Origin of the sequence: Streptosporangium sp. NPDC002544, assembly GCF_040295965.1 — a bacterium.
Lineage (GTDB): Bacteria > Actinomycetota > Actinomycetes > Streptosporangiales > Streptosporangiaceae > Streptosporangium.
Genome location: NZ_JBEOWJ010000014.1, coordinates 61,868 through 79,071 on the forward strand (window position 1 = coordinate 61,868; position 17,204 = coordinate 79,071).

The 17,204-nt window shown below is 69.5% G+C and carries 14 protein-coding genes; 11 read left to right on the top strand and 3 right to left on the bottom strand.

The features are described 5' to 3' along the window. Positions 1–71 precede the first annotated feature (71 nt). The gene (locus ABT061_RS22115) at positions 72–2,957 is read left to right on the top strand and encodes a glycosyltransferase (protein ID WP_350920786.1); all 2,886 of its coding nucleotides are present in this window, start codon (positions 72–74) and stop codon (positions 2,955–2,957) included. After that, positions 2,954–4,369, top strand: coding sequence for a DUF5719 family protein (locus ABT061_RS22120; protein ID WP_350920789.1), 1,416 nt, complete (start codon positions 2,954–2,956; stop codon positions 4,367–4,369). The genes ABT061_RS22115 and ABT061_RS22120 overlap by 4 nt, the downstream gene beginning before the upstream one ends. A 17-nt stretch (positions 4,370–4,386) precedes the next feature. Here the strand turns inward: ABT061_RS22120 and ABT061_RS22125 are convergent, their stop codons facing one another. Next, positions 4,387–4,842, bottom strand: coding sequence for a metallopeptidase family protein (locus tag ABT061_RS22125; protein WP_350920792.1), 456 nt, complete (start codon positions 4,840–4,842; stop codon positions 4,387–4,389). A 264-nt stretch (positions 4,843–5,106) separates the two neighbouring features. Here ABT061_RS22125 and ABT061_RS22130 point away from each other — a divergent pair, with 264 nt between their 5' ends. From ABT061_RS22130 to ABT061_RS22150, 5 genes are all read left to right on the top strand, one after another. Further along, positions 5,107–5,475, top strand: a complete 369-nt coding sequence (locus ABT061_RS22130; protein WP_030907363.1) for a DUF3499 domain-containing protein — start codon at positions 5,107–5,109, stop codon at positions 5,473–5,475. Positions 5,476–5,831: 356 nt separating this feature from the next. Further along, on the top strand, positions 5,832–7,187 hold the full coding sequence (locus ABT061_RS22135; protein WP_350920795.1) for a phosphomannomutase/phosphoglucomutase: 1,356 nt from the start codon (positions 5,832–5,834) through the stop codon (positions 7,185–7,187). A 4-nt stretch (positions 7,188–7,191) separates the two neighbouring features. After that, the gene (locus tag ABT061_RS22140; protein ID WP_012888128.1) at positions 7,192–7,365 is read left to right on the top strand and encodes a Trm112 family protein; all 174 of its coding nucleotides are present in this window, start codon (positions 7,192–7,194) and stop codon (positions 7,363–7,365) included. Beyond that, complete coding sequence (locus ABT061_RS22145) at positions 7,362–8,471, top strand: SIS domain-containing protein (protein ID WP_350920798.1); 1,110 nt, start codon at positions 7,362–7,364, stop codon at positions 8,469–8,471. Before ABT061_RS22140 ends, ABT061_RS22145 begins: the two co-directional genes overlap by 4 nt. Before the next feature lie 47 nt (positions 8,472–8,518). Then, positions 8,519–9,448: a cation diffusion facilitator family transporter gene (locus tag ABT061_RS22150; protein WP_350920801.1), complete on the top strand. Its 930-nt coding sequence runs from the start codon at positions 8,519–8,521 to the stop codon at positions 9,446–9,448. Here the strand turns inward: ABT061_RS22150 and ABT061_RS22155 are convergent. Then, the gene (locus ABT061_RS22155; RefSeq protein WP_350920804.1) at positions 9,440–9,796 is read right to left on the bottom strand and encodes a MerR family transcriptional regulator; all 357 of its coding nucleotides are present in this window, start codon (positions 9,794–9,796) and stop codon (positions 9,440–9,442) included. The genes ABT061_RS22150 and ABT061_RS22155 overlap by 9 nt on opposite strands. Before the next feature lie 202 nt (positions 9,797–9,998). Here ABT061_RS22155 and ahcY point away from each other — a divergent pair, with 202 nt between their 5' ends. Together ahcY and ABT061_RS22165 are read left to right on the top strand one after the other, a co-directional pair. Further along, positions 9,999–11,426: an adenosylhomocysteinase gene (gene ahcY / locus ABT061_RS22160; RefSeq protein WP_350920807.1), complete on the top strand. Its 1,428-nt coding sequence runs from the start codon at positions 9,999–10,001 to the stop codon at positions 11,424–11,426. A 79-nt stretch (positions 11,427–11,505) separates the two neighbouring features. Further along, entirely contained in the window at positions 11,506–12,747 is a 1,242-nt protein-coding gene (locus tag ABT061_RS22165) for an adenosylhomocysteinase (RefSeq protein WP_350920810.1), read from the top strand. A 174-nt stretch (positions 12,748–12,921) separates the two neighbouring features. Here the strand turns inward: ABT061_RS22165 and ABT061_RS22170 are convergent, their stop codons facing one another. Further along, complete coding sequence (locus tag ABT061_RS22170) at positions 12,922–13,563, bottom strand: DUF305 domain-containing protein (RefSeq protein ID WP_350920813.1); 642 nt, start codon at positions 13,561–13,563, stop codon at positions 12,922–12,924. 420 nt (positions 13,564–13,983) lie between these two features. Between ABT061_RS22170 and ABT061_RS22175 the strand changes: the two genes are divergently transcribed. Together ABT061_RS22175 and ABT061_RS22180 are read left to right on the top strand one after the other, a co-directional pair. After that, positions 13,984–15,399, top strand: coding sequence for an LVIVD repeat-containing protein (locus ABT061_RS22175; RefSeq protein WP_350920816.1), 1,416 nt, complete (start codon positions 13,984–13,986; stop codon positions 15,397–15,399). A gap of 237 nt (positions 15,400–15,636) precedes the next feature. Beyond that, a complete protein-coding gene (locus ABT061_RS22180) occupies positions 15,637–17,019 on the top strand; it encodes an LVIVD repeat-containing protein (protein ID WP_502991463.1) in 1,383 nt (460 codons plus the stop codon). The last annotated feature ends 185 nt before the right edge of the window (positions 17,020–17,204 follow it).

The window sequence follows — 17,204 nt, forward strand, 5'->3', positions numbered from 1 at the left end:
AAGACATAGTCAGACATAGGGTGTCGTATCGTTGTCGCGCCGATCATCAACACCTCCTGAACACGGGACGTATGTCCATCACCGACTCCCAGCGCCCCCATCGCCCCCACCACACGGTCACCGCGATCGTCGTCTCCCACGACGGCTCCCGCTGGCTGGGGGAGACCCTGGAAGCCCTGCTCCGGCAGACCCGTCCCGTGGACCGGGTCGTCGGGGTCGACAACGGCAGCAGGGACGGCAGCGCCGCGCTGCTGACCGGAGCCCTCGGCTCCAGAGCCGTGCTCACCCTGCCGCGCTCGACCGGTTTCGGCGAGGCCGTCGCCGAGGTACTCGACAGGCTCGGCCCCGGCGGGGGGCAGGAGTGGATCTGGCTGCTGCACGACGACTGCGCGCCGGACGTCGATGCCCTGCGGATCCTGCTGGAGGCCGCCGAGGCGGATCCCAAGGCGGCGGTGCTCGGCCCCAAGCTGCGGGACTGGCTGGACCGGCGGATCCTGCTGGAGGTCGGCGTCACCGTCGACCGCACCGGCCGCAGGAACACCGGGCTGGAGGCCCGTGAGTTCGACCAGGGGCAGTACGACGGGATCAGGGACGTGCTCTCGGTCTCGACCGCGGGCATGCTGATCCGCAGGGATGTCTGGGACGAGGTCGGCGGTCTCGATCCGGCTCTGCCGCTCTTCCGTGACGACCTCGACCTGTGCTGGCGGGTCAGGGCCGTCGGATACCGCGTGCAGAACGTCACCCGGGCGGTCGCCTGGCACGCCGAGGCCGCCGCCAGGCGGCGTCGCCGGATCACCGCCAGCGGTGACCACCCCCGCCGCCTGGACCGGCGTAACGCCCTCTTCGTCGTCATGGCGAATCTGCCGCTGAGACCGCTGCTGTGGGCGCTGGTACGCAACGCGTTCGGCTCCATCTTCCGCACGGTGCTGTTCCTGGTGGCCAAGCAGCCCGCCAACGCGCTGGACGAGTTCCTCGCGTTCGGCTCGGTGTTCGGCCATCCCATTCGGATGATCAAGGCTCGGCGGGTGCGGGCCAAGGGGCGTAGGCAGGGGTACGCGGCGATCAGCCGGTTGCTCACCCCACCCGGTGCCGGCTACCGGCGGCTCGTCGACCGGGCCCAGAACTACCTGGCCGGGGGCGGGTTCGTGGAGTCCGAGGGGCGCCACCACGCGGTGGCCGCCTCGCCGCACCCACAGCAGGAGGACGGCGAGGAACTGCTCACCGACGCCGGCGTGATGCAGCGTGTCTTCGGCAACCCGGGTGTCCTGCTCTTCCTGGCGCTCGCCCTGGTCACGCTGATCGCCGAGCGTGCCCTGACCGGCGGCGCCAGGCTGGGCGGCGGCGCGCTCGTCCCGGTGATCGGCGGGGCCTCCGACCTGTGGGCTCTCTACCGTGAGAGCTACCACCAGACGGGCCTGGGCACCGACGCGTGGGCTCCGCCGTACGTGGCGGTGCTGGCCGTGCTCTCCACGGTGCTGTTCGGCAAGACGTGGCTCGCGGTCTCGCTGCTGCTGCTCGGCTGCGTGCCGCTGGCGGGGATCTCCGCGTACGCGGCCACCCGGTCGATGATCCCGGGCCGCTGGACCCGGGTCTGGCTGGCCTCCTCCTACGCCCTCCTGCCGGTGGCCACCGGCGCGGTCGCCGCGGGCCGGCTCGGCACCGCGATGGTCTTCGTACTGCTTCCCGTCTACGCGGCGCTCGCCACCACGGTGCTCGCCGGGGAGCGGCGCCGTGCCCGCCGCGCCGCCTGGGGCCTGGGGCTCCTGCTGGCCGTCGGCACCGCCTTCGCCCCGCTGGTCTACCCGCTGACCGCGATCCTCGGCGCGCTGGCGGCGCTGGCCTTCCCGCGCCGGGGCGTCGCCGTCTCGATGCTCGTGGCGTTCGTCGTGCCCGTGGTCCTGCTGTTCCCCTGGCTGGCCCAGCTGGTCGCGGATCCCAAGCGGCTGCTGCTGGAGGCCGGGCTGCACCAGCCCGCGCTGGTCGACCCCGGACTGCCCGCGCAGTCGTTGCTGCTGCTCAGCCCAGGCGGGCCCGGCATGCCGCCACTCTGGGTGACCGGCGGTCTCATCGCCGCCTGCCTGCTCGCGCTGCTGATGCGCCGCAACCGGATGGTCATCGCGGTCGGCTGGGGCGTCGCCCTCTTCGGTGTGCTGGTGGCCATCCTGGTCAGCAGGACCCCCGTCACCTCGATCAACGGCGATGTCGAGGCCCCCGCGTGGCCTGGTGTGCCACTGGCCTTCGCGGCCACCGGCATGCTCGTGGTGGCCGCGCTCACCGCCGACCGGGTCGTGGAGTTCCGGGCGGCCGGCGGGCTGCGCAGGCTCGCCGCGCTCGGGGTCGTGCTGGTCGCGTTCTCCACGCCGCTGCTCGCCGCGGGCATGTGGATCGTCGAGGGCGTGAACGGCCCGATCCGCGGAACCGTACGCGACGTCATGCCCGCCCTCGCGGCGGTCAACTCCGCCGGTGGCGAGCGGACCCTGCTGCTGCGCACCTCGCCGAACGGTCTGCTCTTCACGGTGCTGCGCGGGCGTACCCCGGTGATCGGCGAGGCCGACATCCCCGTGCCCGAGGGGCCCAGGGAACGGGTCCGCGTCGCCACGGCCGGGCTGGTGTCCGGCAGGGGCGGCGACGACGCCCGGGTGCTGGCGGCGCACGGTGTCCGGTTCGTCGTGGTGACCGCGCCCGTCGACGCGGCGATCAGCGCCGCCCTCGACTCGCAGCCCTCGCTGGCGAGGATGAGCCTGTCCCGCTCGGTCGGCGTGTGGCGGCTGACCCAGCCGATCGCCGTTCCCGTCACCCCGCCCGGCGACCCCTGGCACAGCCGCTGGCTGTGGATTCAGGCCGCGCTGGTGCTGGTCGTCCTGGTGCTGGCCGCGCCCGGCTCGCGTACCGAGTCCGACCAGCCCGCCGCCGCACAGGACCTGCCCGAGTCCCGTAGAGAGCTGGCCCCCCGGTGAAATCCCTGATCGAGAACCGGTTCAGCCTGCTGGTGCTGGTCTTGGTGGCCCTGCTCGCCCTGTACGGGGTGGCCTCCGCCACCCAGCCGCAGGCGGTCGCCACCCCCGCGCCACAGGTTCAGAAGGTTCCCGTCGCCTCGGTGACGACGGTCTGCCCATCGCCCGGCGACGCCTCCGTCGCCGTGGTGGCGCCGCCGGGCAGCCGGGCGCAGGGGACCGCGGCACTGGTCACCGGCGACAAGACCCTCGCCACCCTCGACACCCCCGGCCGTCTCTGGCATGAGAAGGTCCCCGCCTCGTCGCCGCCCCTTGTCATCACGGCCACCGGGAGCATGGCGGCGGGCCTGGAGGTGGCGCAGACCCGCAAGGAGAAGTCGGGCAGGCAGCGAGGGCTGGCCGGGGTGCGCTGCACCGAGCCGGTGGCGAGCACCTGGCTGGTCGGCCCGGGACCGGCCGCGGCCGAGGTCACGCTCTACCTGACCAACGCCGATCTCGCCCCGGCCATCGCGGAGATCATGATCTATTCGGGCGAGGGTCCCGTGGTCGCCGACAGCGGTGGTGTGTTCACCCTGAAACCCGGCGAGAACCGTTCGATCAAGGTCAGGGATCTCGCGCCCACGGCGCTCGTCCTGGCGATCCAGGTGCGCACCAGCTCCGGGCGGGTCACCGCCGCGGCCAGGGCGATCATGAACGGCGGGCGCGGCGTCGACTGGTTGCCCGTCTCCGCGGCCCCCGCCACCCGCGTCGTCGTGCCGGGTATCCCCGGCGGCGGCGGGAAACGCGAGCTGCTCGTCGCCTCCGACGCCGAGGTCGACACGCTGGTCGAGGTCAGGGCGCTCACCCCCGACGGGACGTACGCGCTCAAGGGCCGCGAGCTCGTCGAGGTGCCCGCCGGTTCCGTCGCCACCCTCGACCTGTCCACCGGGATCGGCGGCCAGCCGTCCGCGCTGGTGCTCACCTCGGAGACCCCGATCGTCGCGGGACTCGTCGCCACCGGCACCGGGGCGAAGGTCGACGTGGCCTTCACCGCCGGGGCGGACCCCGTCGACCTGGGAAGCGTCGTCGCCGACAACCGTACGGGAGGCAAGGTGACCTCCCGGCTGCTGCTGACCGCGCCGGACACCGCGGGCAAGGTGAGCGTGCAGGTGGTTCCGCGCAAGGGCGATCCGGGTGAGCCGTTCCAGGTGGACATCTCCGCCTCGCGTACCAAGCAGGTCAAACTGCCCAAGGTGGACGGGGCCTTCGCGGTGGTCGTGCAGCCGATGCCCGGCTCGGGGCCGGTCTACGGCGGGCGCGTCATGGACGAGCGGCTCAAGGGCGGGTTGGCGCTGACCGTGCAGCCACTGGCCGCGGCCCGGATGTGGGCGCTGATCCCGCCGATCGCGGAGTCCGCCGCGACGGTCCTGCCCTGAGAGGCGCTTTGGACGGGTCAGTCGTGGTCGTCGAAGCCGGGGTCGATCGATTCTGGAGAGAGCCCGAGCAGGCCCGCGACCTGCTCGACCACCGCCTCGTGCACCATCGCGCCGAGGTGGTCACGATCGCGGGACCGGCTCTCCAGGGGGCGACGGTAAATGATCACAACGGCCGGGCGGTTCCCGTCGGCGGGTTTGGCCCGCCCGAACGGGATCGGGTCGCCGGTCAGCAGCTCGGGGCCGTCGCCCAGCTCGCTGATCGGCGGGACCTCCTCGACCGCGAACTCCACGGCCGCCAGCTGCTTGGCCCACCGGGGCTTGAGCCGGTCGACGGCGTCCAGGACGAGATCGTCGAACCGCTCGCTGCGGGACTTGGCGATCGGCACGTGCGAGGGCGCGAGCGGACCGCGCAGGCCGCGGCCGTGCCTGTCGCGCCTGCGGGGAGAACGAGGTCTGCCGGGTGCCGGGCTCACGGCCCCAGCTTAGACGTGACCCGAGCGGGGGCGGGAGTGCCGGTGACGGAAGGTGTCGTATCGAGTGCGTGGGGCGGGAGTGCCGGTGACGGAGGGCGGTGTGCCGAGTGTGGGACCGGAGAGGCCGTGTGGCGGGAGCGCGGAGGAGGGGCGTAAGCCATACAGGCGGGTGGAAGCCGGGACACGTGTCCGAATTGTGGCGACACGCTCGTTAAGAGCGCTCAGATAGTGGCGCCCCGGACGCTTACCGGATACGGTCCCACCGTGAGCCCCGTCCGCCGCTGTTCCCGCACCGCGTGCAGTCAGCCTGCCGTTTTCACGCTCACGTACGTCTACGCCGATTCGACCGCTGTTCTCGGGCCCTTGGCGACGTACGCCGAGCCGCACTGTTACGACCTGTGTGCCGAGCATGCCGAGCGGCTCACCGCCCCCCGCGGTTGGGAGGTGGTCCGCCTGCCGACCGACGGCGCCACACCGAGTACGGACGACCTGGAAGCCCTCGCCAACGCGGTCCGCGAGGCCGCGAGACCCGCCCCCAGCGGCGGCACCGAGCCGGTCGGCCAGGGCGTCGAGGTCGGGCGCCGGGGTCATCTGCGGGTGCTCCGCTCCGCTCAACCCCAGCGCGACCGCTGACCCTACTAGGCTGGGGAGCAAGAGCTGCTCGGATATGAGTGTGCGCCGTTATGCTCTGGCATGCTTGGGAGAGTGATACGGCCGGTTGGTCGTGGCCTTGCCGTAGCCGGTGAGGGTTTTGGTCTCCTGAAGCGTTGATCGTGCTCACGGTCAGGTCGCCCAGGGTTGCGGGGAGACTTTAAACGCTCGTGGAGCCGGTGTAAGACCGGGCCGCAAGGTCAGGCGGTCGGCGGTGAAGCGAGAACTCCCGCGAGGGAGAACGTTCGCGTCGTAAGGCGCGGACTGCCCGACAATGCGCTGACCGGCGCTAACTGGAAGGCAACGGCAGCGGACACGACGCAGAGGGCGGAGCTGGAGTGGGCGACCTTGTCAAGATCTTCAAAGCGTACGACGTTCGTGGCGTCGTGCCGGACGAACTCGACGAGGAGACCGCCGAGGCGGTCGGCGCGGCCTTCGTGGAAGTGACCGGGGCCGCGACCGCCGTGGTGGCACACGACATGCGCGAGTCGTCGGCGCCTCTGGCGGCGGCCTTCACCAGGGGGGCCACCTCGCGGGGGGCCGACGTGATCCACGCCGGGCTGGGCTCCACGGACCTGCTCTACTACGCGAGCGGCAGCCTCGGCCTGCCCGGGGTGATGTTCACGGCCAGCCACAACCCGGCCCGCTACAACGGCATGAAGATGTGCAGGGCCGGCGCCGTGCCGATCGGCGGAGAGACCGGGCTCATCGAGATCCGGGACCGGGCCGCCGCGATCCTGGCGTCGGGCGGCCTCGGCGGCCAGGGGGGCGGGACGGTCTCCGAGCGCGATCTGCTGCGCGGCTACGCCGACCACCTGCGCGGCCTGGTCGACCTTTCCGGCATCCGGCCGCTGCGGGTCGTGGTCGACGCGGGGAACGGGATGGGCGGGCACACGGTCCCGACGGTGTTCGAGGGGCTGCCCATCGAGCTGACCGCCCTCTACTTCGAGCTCGACGGCACCTTCCCCAACCACGAGGCCAACCCCATCGAGCCGGACAACCTGCGCGACCTGCAGAAGGCGGTGCTCGACGTGGGCGCCGACATCGGACTGGCCTTCGACGGCGACGCCGACCGTTGCTGGGTGGTCGACGAGCGTGGCGAATCGGTCTCGCCGTCCACGATCACCGCGCTGGTCGCCGCCCGCGAGCTGGTCAAGCACCCCGGCGCCGTGATCATCCACAACCTGATCACCTCCAGAGGCGTTCCGGAGATCGTCACCGAGCACGGCGGCCGGCCGGTCCGCACCCGCGTGGGTCACTCGTTCATCAAGGCCGAGATGGCCGAGACCGGCGCGGTCTTCGGCGGCGAGCACTCCGCCCACTACTACTTCAAGGACTTCTGGTTCGCCGACTCCGGCATGCTGGCCGCGCTGCACGTGCTGGCCGCACTGGGCGAGCAGGAGAAGCCGCTCTCGGAGATCCTGGCCGAATACACCCGCTACGCGGCCTCAGAAGAGATCAACAGCACGGTCGCCGACCAGGCCGCCGCGACGGAGCGGGTTCGCGAGACGTTCGCCGCCCGCGACGGCGTCACCTTCGACGAGCTGGACGGCCTGACCGTCTCCGGCCCAGGATGGTGGTTCAACCTCCGTCCGTCCAACACAGAGCCGCTGCTCAGGCTGAACGCCGAGGCGGCAGACGAGATTCAGATGGCAGCGATCAGGGACGAGGTCCTTGCTGTCGTGAGGAGCTGAACGAGTGAAGATCGACGACTGGTTGCTGGAGATCCTGGCCTGCCCCAACTGCAAGTCTCCGCTACGAGCCGAGCCCGAGGTGGACGAGCTGTCCTGCACCTCCGCCTCCTGCGGCCTGGTCTACCCGGTCCGGGACGACATCCCGGTCCTGCTGGTCGACGAGGCCCGGAAGTCGTGAACTGGGAGCCCGATCGGCTCGACGAAGGAGAACAGCTGGTCGACGGTGACCCGTCGGGCATGCTGCGGGCGGTGGCCGACTCGGCCGCGCAGGTCCGTACCTCCCACCGGGCCGCCCTGGAGTCAGGCCTGTCCTCGCTCGCCGAGGACGGCCGGCCCCGGGCGGTCGTGGTCGCCGGCGGGGGCGGCTCGGGCATCGCCGGTGACATCCTCAATGTGGTGTGCGGCCACGGCGCCCCGCTGCCGATCGTGACCGTCAGGTCCTACCGGCTGCCGGGCTGGATCGGCGCGACCGACCTGGTGATCGCGGTGTCGCGCTCGGGCGGGGCCGAGGAGACGCTCACGGTGGCCGCCGAGGCCGTCCGCCGAGGCTGCCGCCTGCTCGCCGTCGGTACCCCCGATTCGCCGCTGCACGCGATCGCCAGGCAGGCGGGAGCGCCGTTCGTGCCCGTCACGGACGGAGGAGGCCGGCTCCGTACCGGGATATGGGCGCTGTCGGTCCCGCTGATCGTCGCCGCGGCCGAGCTCGGCCTGATCACAGCGGGTGAGGAGGTGTTCGAGGGGGTGGCCAGGCGCCTTGAGGACCTCGCGCACCGCTGCCGCCCGACGAGCGAGTCGTTCATCAATCCCGGCAAGTCACTCGCCATGGAGATCGCCGAGACCGTGCCGATGATCTGGGGATCCTCCCCGGTGGCGGCTGTCGCGGCCCACCAGTGGGCCCGCGGGCTCAATGTGAACGGTAGGTATCCGGCGATGTGGGGAGAGCTCCCCGAGGTCGGCCACAACCAGGTGGCCGCCCTCGACGGCCCGCTCGCCCACCGCGACATCTTCGCCGACGAGAGCGGCAGGTCGCTCCGGCTGTTCGTGCTGCGCGACGTCGAGGAGCACCCCCGGGTCGTACGGCACCGGGAGGCGTCGGTGCGTCTGGCGGAGGATCGCGGCGTTCCGGTCACGCAGATCGTCGCCGAGGGGGAGCACCCGCTGGAGCGGCTCGCCGTGCTGATCGCCCTCGGAGACTTCGCGAGTGCGTACCTCGCTCTCGGGTACGGGATCGACCCGACCGTTGTGTCGGCGATTACAGAAGTCAGGGCGAGGATTTCACAATAGGATCCTGTCTCATCTTTACCGGAACAATGAGCTGAGCGGAGGCTGCCGTGAGTGCGGGCGGCGGTACCAAGGCAATCATCGCGGCGTTGGCCGCCAATCTGTCGATCGCGGTGGCCAAATTCGTGGCGGCCTTCTTCACGGGGTCGTCATCCATGCTGGCCGAGGGGGTCCACTCGGTGGCCGACTCGGGCAACCAGGCGCTGCTGCTCCTCGGCGGCAAGCGCGCGCAGCGCGCGCGCACGCCCCAGCATCCCTTCGGATACGGCAGGGAGCGCTACTTCTACGCCTTCGTGGTGGCGGTCGTGCTGTTCACCATCGGCGCGGTGTTCTCGCTCTACGAGGGCTGGCACAAGATCTCCGCTCCGGAGGAGCTCAACTCCCCGATATGGGCCTTCGGCGTGCTGATCTTCGCGATCATCGCCGAGGCGTTCTCGTTCAGGACGGCGATCATCGAGTCCAACGCGGTCCGGGGAGACCAGACGTGGGTGCAGTTCATCCGCCGCTCCAAGTCGCCCGAGCTACCGGTCATCGTGCTTGAGGACCTGGGCGCGCTGCTCGGCCTGCTCTTCGCGCTCTTCGGCGTGACGATGGCCGTGGTGACCGGCAACCCCGTCTGGGACGGCATCGGCACCCTGATGATCGGTGTCCTGCTGGCCATCATCGCGGTCATCCTGGCGGTCGAGACCAAGTCGCTGCTGATCGGCGAGGGTGCGGGCCCCGAGGTCGAGACACGCATCGCGCAGGCCCTGGAGAGCGCGCCCGAGGTGACCCGGGTCATCCACATGCGCACGCTCCACCTGGGCCCGGAGGAGATCCTGGTCGCCGCCAAGATCGCGGTGGAGCACGACGACACGGCCGCGGAGGTGGCCCGGGGCATCGACGAGGCCGAGCAGCGCGTCCGCACCGCCGTCCCCGAGGCCCGCGTCATCTACCTGGAGCCCGACCTGGACAGATCCAGGGTCAACGGCTCAGTCTGAATCCGGACGAGACGGCTGGGGGCGCTGGAGCAGCCGCAGCGCCTTCTCCTTCTCGAAGTCCAGGGCCCTGCGGGGCGCCTGGAGACGGCCGATCCGCAGGCCCAGGTCCCGCACGGCCTGGGCGACCGCGGGCTCGCTCAGCGTTCGCAGCGCGAAGGCCAGCTCGGCGGGGGAGATGTCGAACCGTTTCTCCAGCTCGACGCTCTGGGCGACGGCGGAGAGCTCCTCGGGGCCGAACCGCCGGTGCGCGCCCTGGTTCCTGATCTCCGGGAGCAGGCCGAGTGCCTCGCGGTAGCGGAGCATCCGGGGGGACATGCCGAGCTTCCTGGCGGCCTCGGTGATCCGCATCGCCGCCCCCTCTTCGCAGATTTTCGGGAAAGCTTACATTCTTGTGTCAGGTTACCCGCTCGGAAGGTGCGCGAAGGCTCCCCGGCCGCCTAAACTCGCAACCGTCGACTTTTCCGGTGGAGTGGTGAGCCCGGCCCGAGAGCGAAGCGTGATCGGCGAGGGTGTGAGGCGGACCGCCCATCAACCAGAGGGGTAACCACACATGGACTTCAAGGTCGCCGACCTTTCCCTTGCGGCCTTTGGGCGCAGGGAGATCCAGCTCGCCGAGCATGAGATGCCGGGTCTGATGGCCGTCCGCGAGGAGTACGCCAAGGCCCAGCCGCTGGCCGGGGCGAAGATCATGGGCTCGCTGCACATGACCATCCAGACCGCCGTGCTCATCGAGACCCTGGTCGCGCTCGGCGCGGAGGTTCGCTGGGTGAGCTGCAACATCTTCTCCACCCAGGACCACGCCGCCGCCGCCGTGGTCGTCGGCCCCGAGGGCACCCCCGAGGACCCCAAGGGCGTCCCGGTCTTCGCCTGGAAGGGCGAGACGCTGGAGGAGTACTGGTGGTGCACCGAGCAGGCCCTGGTGTGGCCCGGCGGTGACGGCCCCAACATGATCCTCGACGACGGCGGCGACGCCACCCTGCTCGTCCACAAGGGCGCCGAGTACGAGAAGGCCGGCGCCGTGCCCAGCACGGGAGAGGACGACCCGGAGGAGTGGGGCATCATCCTCGACCTGCTCCGCCGCACGGTCACCGACGAGGGCCGCTGGACCCAGGTCGCCTCGCGCATCAAGGGCGTCACCGAGGAGACCACCACCGGTGTGCACCGCCTGTACGAGATGTTCAAGGCCGGCACGCTGCTCTTCCCGGCGATCAACGTCAACGACTCGGTGACCAAGTCCAAGTTCGACAACAAGTACGGCTGCCGTCACTCGGTGCTCGACGGCCTCAACCGCGCCACCGACGTGCTGATCGGCGGCAAGGTGGCGGTCATCGCCGGCTACGGCGACGTCGGCAAGGGGTGCGCCGAGGCGCTCAAGGGCCAGGGGGCCCGGGTCATCATCACCGAGATCGACCCGATCTGCGCGCTTCAGGCCGCCATGGATGGCTTCCAGGTCACCACGCTGGACGAGGTCGTCGGCATCGCCGACATCTTCGTCACCACGACCGGCAACTTCAACATCATCACGGCCGACCACATGGCCCAGATGAAGCACAACGCGATCGTGTCCAACATCGGTCACTTCGACAACGAGATCGACATGGCCGGTTTGGCCAGGATTCCCGGCATCGAGAAGACCGAGGTCAAGCCGCAGGTCCACACCTGGCGCTTCCCCGACGGCAAGCAGATCATCGTGCTCGCCGAGGGCCGCCTGATGAACCTGGGCTGCGCCACCGGTCACCCCTCGTTCGTCATGTCCAACTCCTTCACCAACCAGGTGATCGCGCAGATCGAGTTGTTCACCAAGACCGACGACTATCCGATCGGCGTCTACGTGCTGCCCAAGCACCTGGACGAGAAGGTCGCCCGCCTCCACCTCGACGCCCTGGGAGTGAAGCTCACCAAGCTCACCAAGGCCCAGGCCGAGTACATCGGCGTGGACGTCGAGGGTCCCTACAAGCCCGAGCACTACCGTTACTGATAACTGCGGTTGAGTCTCATCGGCCCCCGCGGTTTCGCGGGGGCCTTCGGGCGATCTGGCGGGCGATCTGGGGAGAGACGTGGACAGCGCTCTGGTGGCCGCGGGTGAGCGGAGGATCGGGTGGGCGGCGCGGGCGATGCCGGTGCTCACCGCCCTCGGTGAGCGGTTCGCCGCCGAGCGGCCGCTGGAAGGGCTGCGGATCGCCGCGTGCCTGCACGTCACCGCCGAGACCGCCGTGCTCATGGGCACGCTCAGGGCGGGCGGGGCTGAGATCGCCCTGGCCGCGTCGAACCCCCTGTCCACCCAGGACGACGTCGCCGAGGCGCTCCGTGACTACGGCGTCGTCGTGCACGCGCGGGCGGGGGTCACCAGGGACGTCTACTACCAGCACATCCACCAGGCGCTCGACATCGTCCCCGACATCGTCCTGGACGACGGCTGTGACCTGGTCAACATCCTGCACACCGAGCGGACCGAACTGCTGCAGACGGTGTCCGGGGGGTGCGAGGAGACCACCACCGGCATCATCAGGCTCCGCCAGATGGCCGCGGAGGGGGCCCTGAGGTTCCCCGTGGTGGCGGTCAACGACACGCGGACGAAGCGGATGTTCGACAACCGGTACGGCACCGGCCAGTCGACCATGGACGGCATCATGCGCGCCACGAACACGCTGCTCGCGGGTAAGACCGTGGTGGTCGCCGGTTTCGGCTACTGCGGCCGGGGCGTCGCCGAGCGGGCCAGGGGCCTGGGCGCGCGGGTGGTGGTGACCGAGATCGACCCGGTCAAGGCGCTGGACGCCCTGCTGCAGGGCTACGACGTACGGTCGATGGCGGCGGCCGCCCGCGCCGGGGACGTGTTCGTCACGGTCACCGGCAACCGCGACGTGATCAGGGGCGAGCACCTGGCGGAGATGAAGGACGGCGCGATCCTCGCCAATGCCGGACACTTCGACGTCGAGATCGACGTTCGCGCCCTGGACGGCCTGGCACAGGAGATCCACCGGGGGGTACGCCCCAACACCGACGAGTACGTTCTCGCGGACGGTCGCAGGATCCTGCTGCTCGCCGAGGGCCGCCTGGTGAACCTGACGGCCGCAGAGGGGCATCCCGCCGCGGTCATGGACATGTCCTTCTCCGCGCAGGCGCTCTCGGTGGCCTGGCTGGCCCGTGAGCGGGTGCGGCTGGAGCCGGGGGTCTACGACGTGCCGGGGGAGGTCGACGTGGAGGTGGCGCGGCTCAAGCTGGCCGCGGCCGGGATCGAGACGGACGAGCTCACCCCCGAGCAGGGGGAGTATCTCCACTCGTGGCGGCTCGGCTCGTAGTCACGCCCGCACCTCGGCCCGCGATCCACGCGTCACCCTGAACGGGCGAGCGGGCCGCGCAGGGGGATCCCCCGTCGGAGACTCCGCTCACCCTGGGTGCCTCGCGTCGGATGACGACATCGGACACCGACCGATGGCGGTCGGCCACCGGAGTCGTTCGTGAGGGGGAGCGGTTCAGAGTTCGGCCTGCATCTCCCGCATCCTGCGGATCTCGGCACTCTGGGTGACCGAGACGTCGTTGGCCAGCTCCTCGATCCGCACATGTGAGCCGGAGGTCAGGACCTGCTCGGACATCGTGATGGCGCCCTGGTGGTGCGCGGTCATGAGCTGGAGGAAGAGCCGGTCGAAGTCCTTGCCCGAGGCGGCCTTGAGCGCCTCCATCTGCTCCGGCGTGGCCATGCCGGGCATGTCGCCGTGCCCGGCGTGGTGTTCGGGAACCCGCTGCCCCTGCTGCTGGAGCCAGGTGGTCATGAACTGGATCTCCGGCCCCTGCGCGTCCTTGATCCGGGAGGCCAGGCCCTTCAGCTTGGTGTGCTCGGACCGGGTCGGGGCCAGGGCGGACATGTCGAGGGCCTGACGGTGGTGAACGATCATGTCCTGGACGTACTTCACGTCGGCCGCGTTGGCGGTGGGCAGGGGTACGAGCGTGGCGGCCTCGCTCGGGTCGACGGTCCTGGCGACCTCACCCGGCCTGCCCGGGGCGATCACCGGCGCCGAGGCCTGGGCCTGGGCCTGGGGGGCCGCGGACGGCTCCGGCTCCGAGGTGCACGCGCTGAGAGACAGTGCGGTGATCACGGCGATGAGCGCGACGCGCACCCGGCCTCCTTGGTGAATGTCCATTGACGTCCTTCCACGGCCGGAAAGCCGGGGATCTCAGCTTCCGGCCCGCCGGTCGGATCTGTCGGTCCGCAGGCCGGGAACGCCCGAAGCCCGCACGTGAACACGGCACACCCTGTCCCGTCTGGAACGCCATGTCCAACGTGGCTGCCGCGGAACACCCCAACCCTAACGGGTCGGGCCGATATGACGAGAGGGGGCCCCGCACCGAAGATGCGGGGTATTTCGGGCTGTATGTCCAATGCCGCAAGACCGTAACCCCTCCCGGGGTGGTCCGTAAAGGCCGCATATCGAAAACAGTTGCTGACACTGTGACGGCTTGCCTGACCGACCGTGCAGGATGAACGATTTAGGCACTTATGCACGCTTTATCAGTGCATGTAGCTAGGAGGTTCACGAGTGTCCACCCCCTCTGGGAAGGGTCTGACCGGCCGTTTCCTGTTCGTGGCCGGGGTCGCCGTCGCCACGGTGCTGGCCGCGGTTCCCGCGCAGGCCGCCGACATCCCGGCACCCGGCGAGATCGCCAAGAGCGCGAACATCGAGCACGTCACCAATGTGCCCAAGCCCGCCAACCTGACGGACATCAACACCGACATGGCGTTCCAGGGCGACTACGCCTTCGTCGGTAACTACAGCGGCTTCTCGATCTACGACATCAAGAAGCCGAACCAGACCTCGCTGGTCAGCTCGGTGGTCTGCCCCGGCGGCCAGATGGACCTGGCCATCGAGGGCGACCTGCTCTTCGCCGCGGTCGACTCCTCGCGCAACAACGACTCCTGCAGCAGCGTCGGCCAGAGCGCCTCGATCAAGGACTCGTGGGAGGGCGTCCGGATCTTCGACGTCAGCGACAAGAAGAACCCCAAGTACGTCAAGGCGGTCGAGACCAACTGTGGCTCGCACACCCTGACTCTCGTCCCCGGCAAGGGCAGGGACAAGAAGAACGTCTACGTCTACGTCTCCTCCTACAGCCCGAGCGCGTCGTTCCCGGACTGCCAGCCGCCGCACGACAAGATCTCGATCATCAAGGTGCCGGTGAAGAACCCGACGGCCGCCGAGGTCGTCGCCACGCCGGTTCTGTTCCCGGACGGTGGTAACCCCGGCGAGAGCCTGCCGTACCCCTACCGCACCTCGGCGACGAGCGGCTGCCACGACATCACCGCCTACCCGGAGAAGGACATCGCGGCCGGCGCCTGCATGGGCGAGGGCATCCTGATGGACATCTCCAACCCGGTCGACCCGAAGGTCACCGCCACGGTCCGGGACGACGAGAACTTCGCGTTCTGGCACTCGGCGACCTTCAACAACGAGGGCACCAAGGTCGTCTTCACCGACGAGCTCGGCGGCGGCAGCGCGGCCACCTGCAACGAGGCGATCGGCCCGAACCGCGGCGCCAACGCCTACTACGACATCGACGGCGGCCAGTTCGCCTTCAAGGGTTACTTCAAGATCCCCCGCCACCAGGACGACACCGAGAACTGTGTCGCGCACAACGGCTCGCTGATCCCGGTCAAGGGCAAGGACATCATGGTCCAGGCCTGGTACCAGGGCGGCATCTCGGTCGTGGACTTCACCGACTCGGCCAACGCCAAGGAGATCGCCTTCTTCGAGCGCGGCCCCGACAGCGCCCACAGGCTCAGCGGTGGCTTCTGGTCCGCCTACTACTACAACGGCCACATCTACGGCAGCGACTTCAACCTTGGTCTTGACGTTCTGAAGATCAATGACAAGCTCACGGACAAGGCCGACAAGGTCAAGTTCAAGGACCTGAACCCGCAGACCCAGGGTTCCTACCAGCCCGACAACAAGGGTCACTGACCTCTGACGTGATGGCCACCGGGCACCCGACGGGCGCCCGGTGGCCATCACCGGTGACGGGGTGGAGCGCCGGGGCGAACCGAGAAAAGGAGGTAGAGCGTAAACTTTTTCAAGGCCTCAGTAAAGACGTTGAATCATATTTTATTGTGACAAAGTCATGGCTTGTTGACCCGGGTGTCAGTGCGGACAATTTGCTAATTTATGCATGCCTTATGTCCGTTCCAAGGAGGCACCCGAGTGTTCGCTCCACGAAGGACCGTCAGGGCATTGGTCGTGGCGGCGACGGCCGCCGCGATGCTGATGACCACGGTCTCCGCGCAGGCCGCCGACATTCCCCCGCCCGGTGAGGTCGTCACCAGTCCCAACGTGACGCACGTGGCCACCCTGCCCAAGCTTCCCGGCCTTGAGACCACCGTCAACAGCGACATCGCCTTCCAGGGCGACTACGCCTACGTCGGCAACTACGGCGGTTTCTCGATCTACGACATCAGGGACCCGAAGCGGGCCAAGCTGGTCAGCGGCGTGCTGTGCCCCGGTTCCCAAATGGACGTCTCCGTCTACGGCGACCTGTTGTTCGGCGCGGTCGACAACTCCCGCAGCGACGACTCCTGTAACAGCGTCGGTCAGGGCGCCGACATCAAGGAGTCGTGGGAAGGCGTCCGGATCTTCGACATCAGCGACAAGAAGAACCCCAAGTACATCAAGGCGGTGGAAACCGCCTGTGGCTCGCACACCCTGACGCTGGTTCCCGGCAAGGGCAGGGACAAGAAGAACGTCTACCTGTACGTCTCCTCCTACGCCCCGAGTGACTCGTTCCCCGACTGCCTGCCGCCGCACGACAAGATCTCGATCATCAAGGTGCCGCTGCGCAAGCCGACCGACGCGGCCGTGGTCAGCACGCCGGTCGTCTTCCCCGACGGCGGCAACGAGACACAGCCCGGCCTGCTACGCCCGACCAGTGGCTGCCACGACATCACCGTCTACGCGGAGAAGGACATCGCGGCCGGAGCCTGCATGGGGGACGGCGTCCTGTTCGACATCTCCGACCGGGAGAACCCGGTGGTCACCGCACGGACCACCGACCCGAACTTCGCGTTCTGGCACTCGGCGACGTTCAACAACAGGGGCACCAAGGTCATCTTCACCGACGAGCTCGGCGGCGGTGGCGCGGCCACCTGCAACGAGGCGATCGGCCCGAACCGCGGCGCCGACGCCATCTACGACATCGTCCGCGGCAAGCTGGTCTTCAAGAGCTACTTCAAGATCGGCCGCTACCAGGCCGACACCGAGAACTGTGTCGCGCACAACGGCTCGCTGATCCCGGTCAAGGGCAAGGACATCCTGGTCCAGGCCTGGTACCAGGGCGGCGTCTCCTTCGTGGACTTCACCGACTCGGCCCGCCCGCAGGAGTTCGGCTTCTTCGAGCGGGGCCCCGAGCCGAACGGCGGGGGCGGCGGCATCTGGTCGGCGTACTACTACAACGGCTATGTCTACGCCAGCGACTTCTACCGGGGCCTGGAGGTCATCAAGATCGACGACCGCCGTACCGACCCGGCCAGGAACGTGCGCCTGGACCTGCTGAACGTGCAGACCCAGGCCTCCTACCGGGGCGGTCACTGAGTGCCCTGAGGTGAGAACGGTGCCGGGCCCGCAGGTCCGGTGAGAGGAGGGATGGCGGGTCTCCCGCCATCCCTCCTCGCCTGCCGGGCACCCGTGGCGCCGCGTTCTCGCGATTCGCCCGCGGACGGCTCGTTGGGGCAGGCGCGGCGAAGGCGATGTCTCGCCGCCCGTACGGCGTGCCTGTC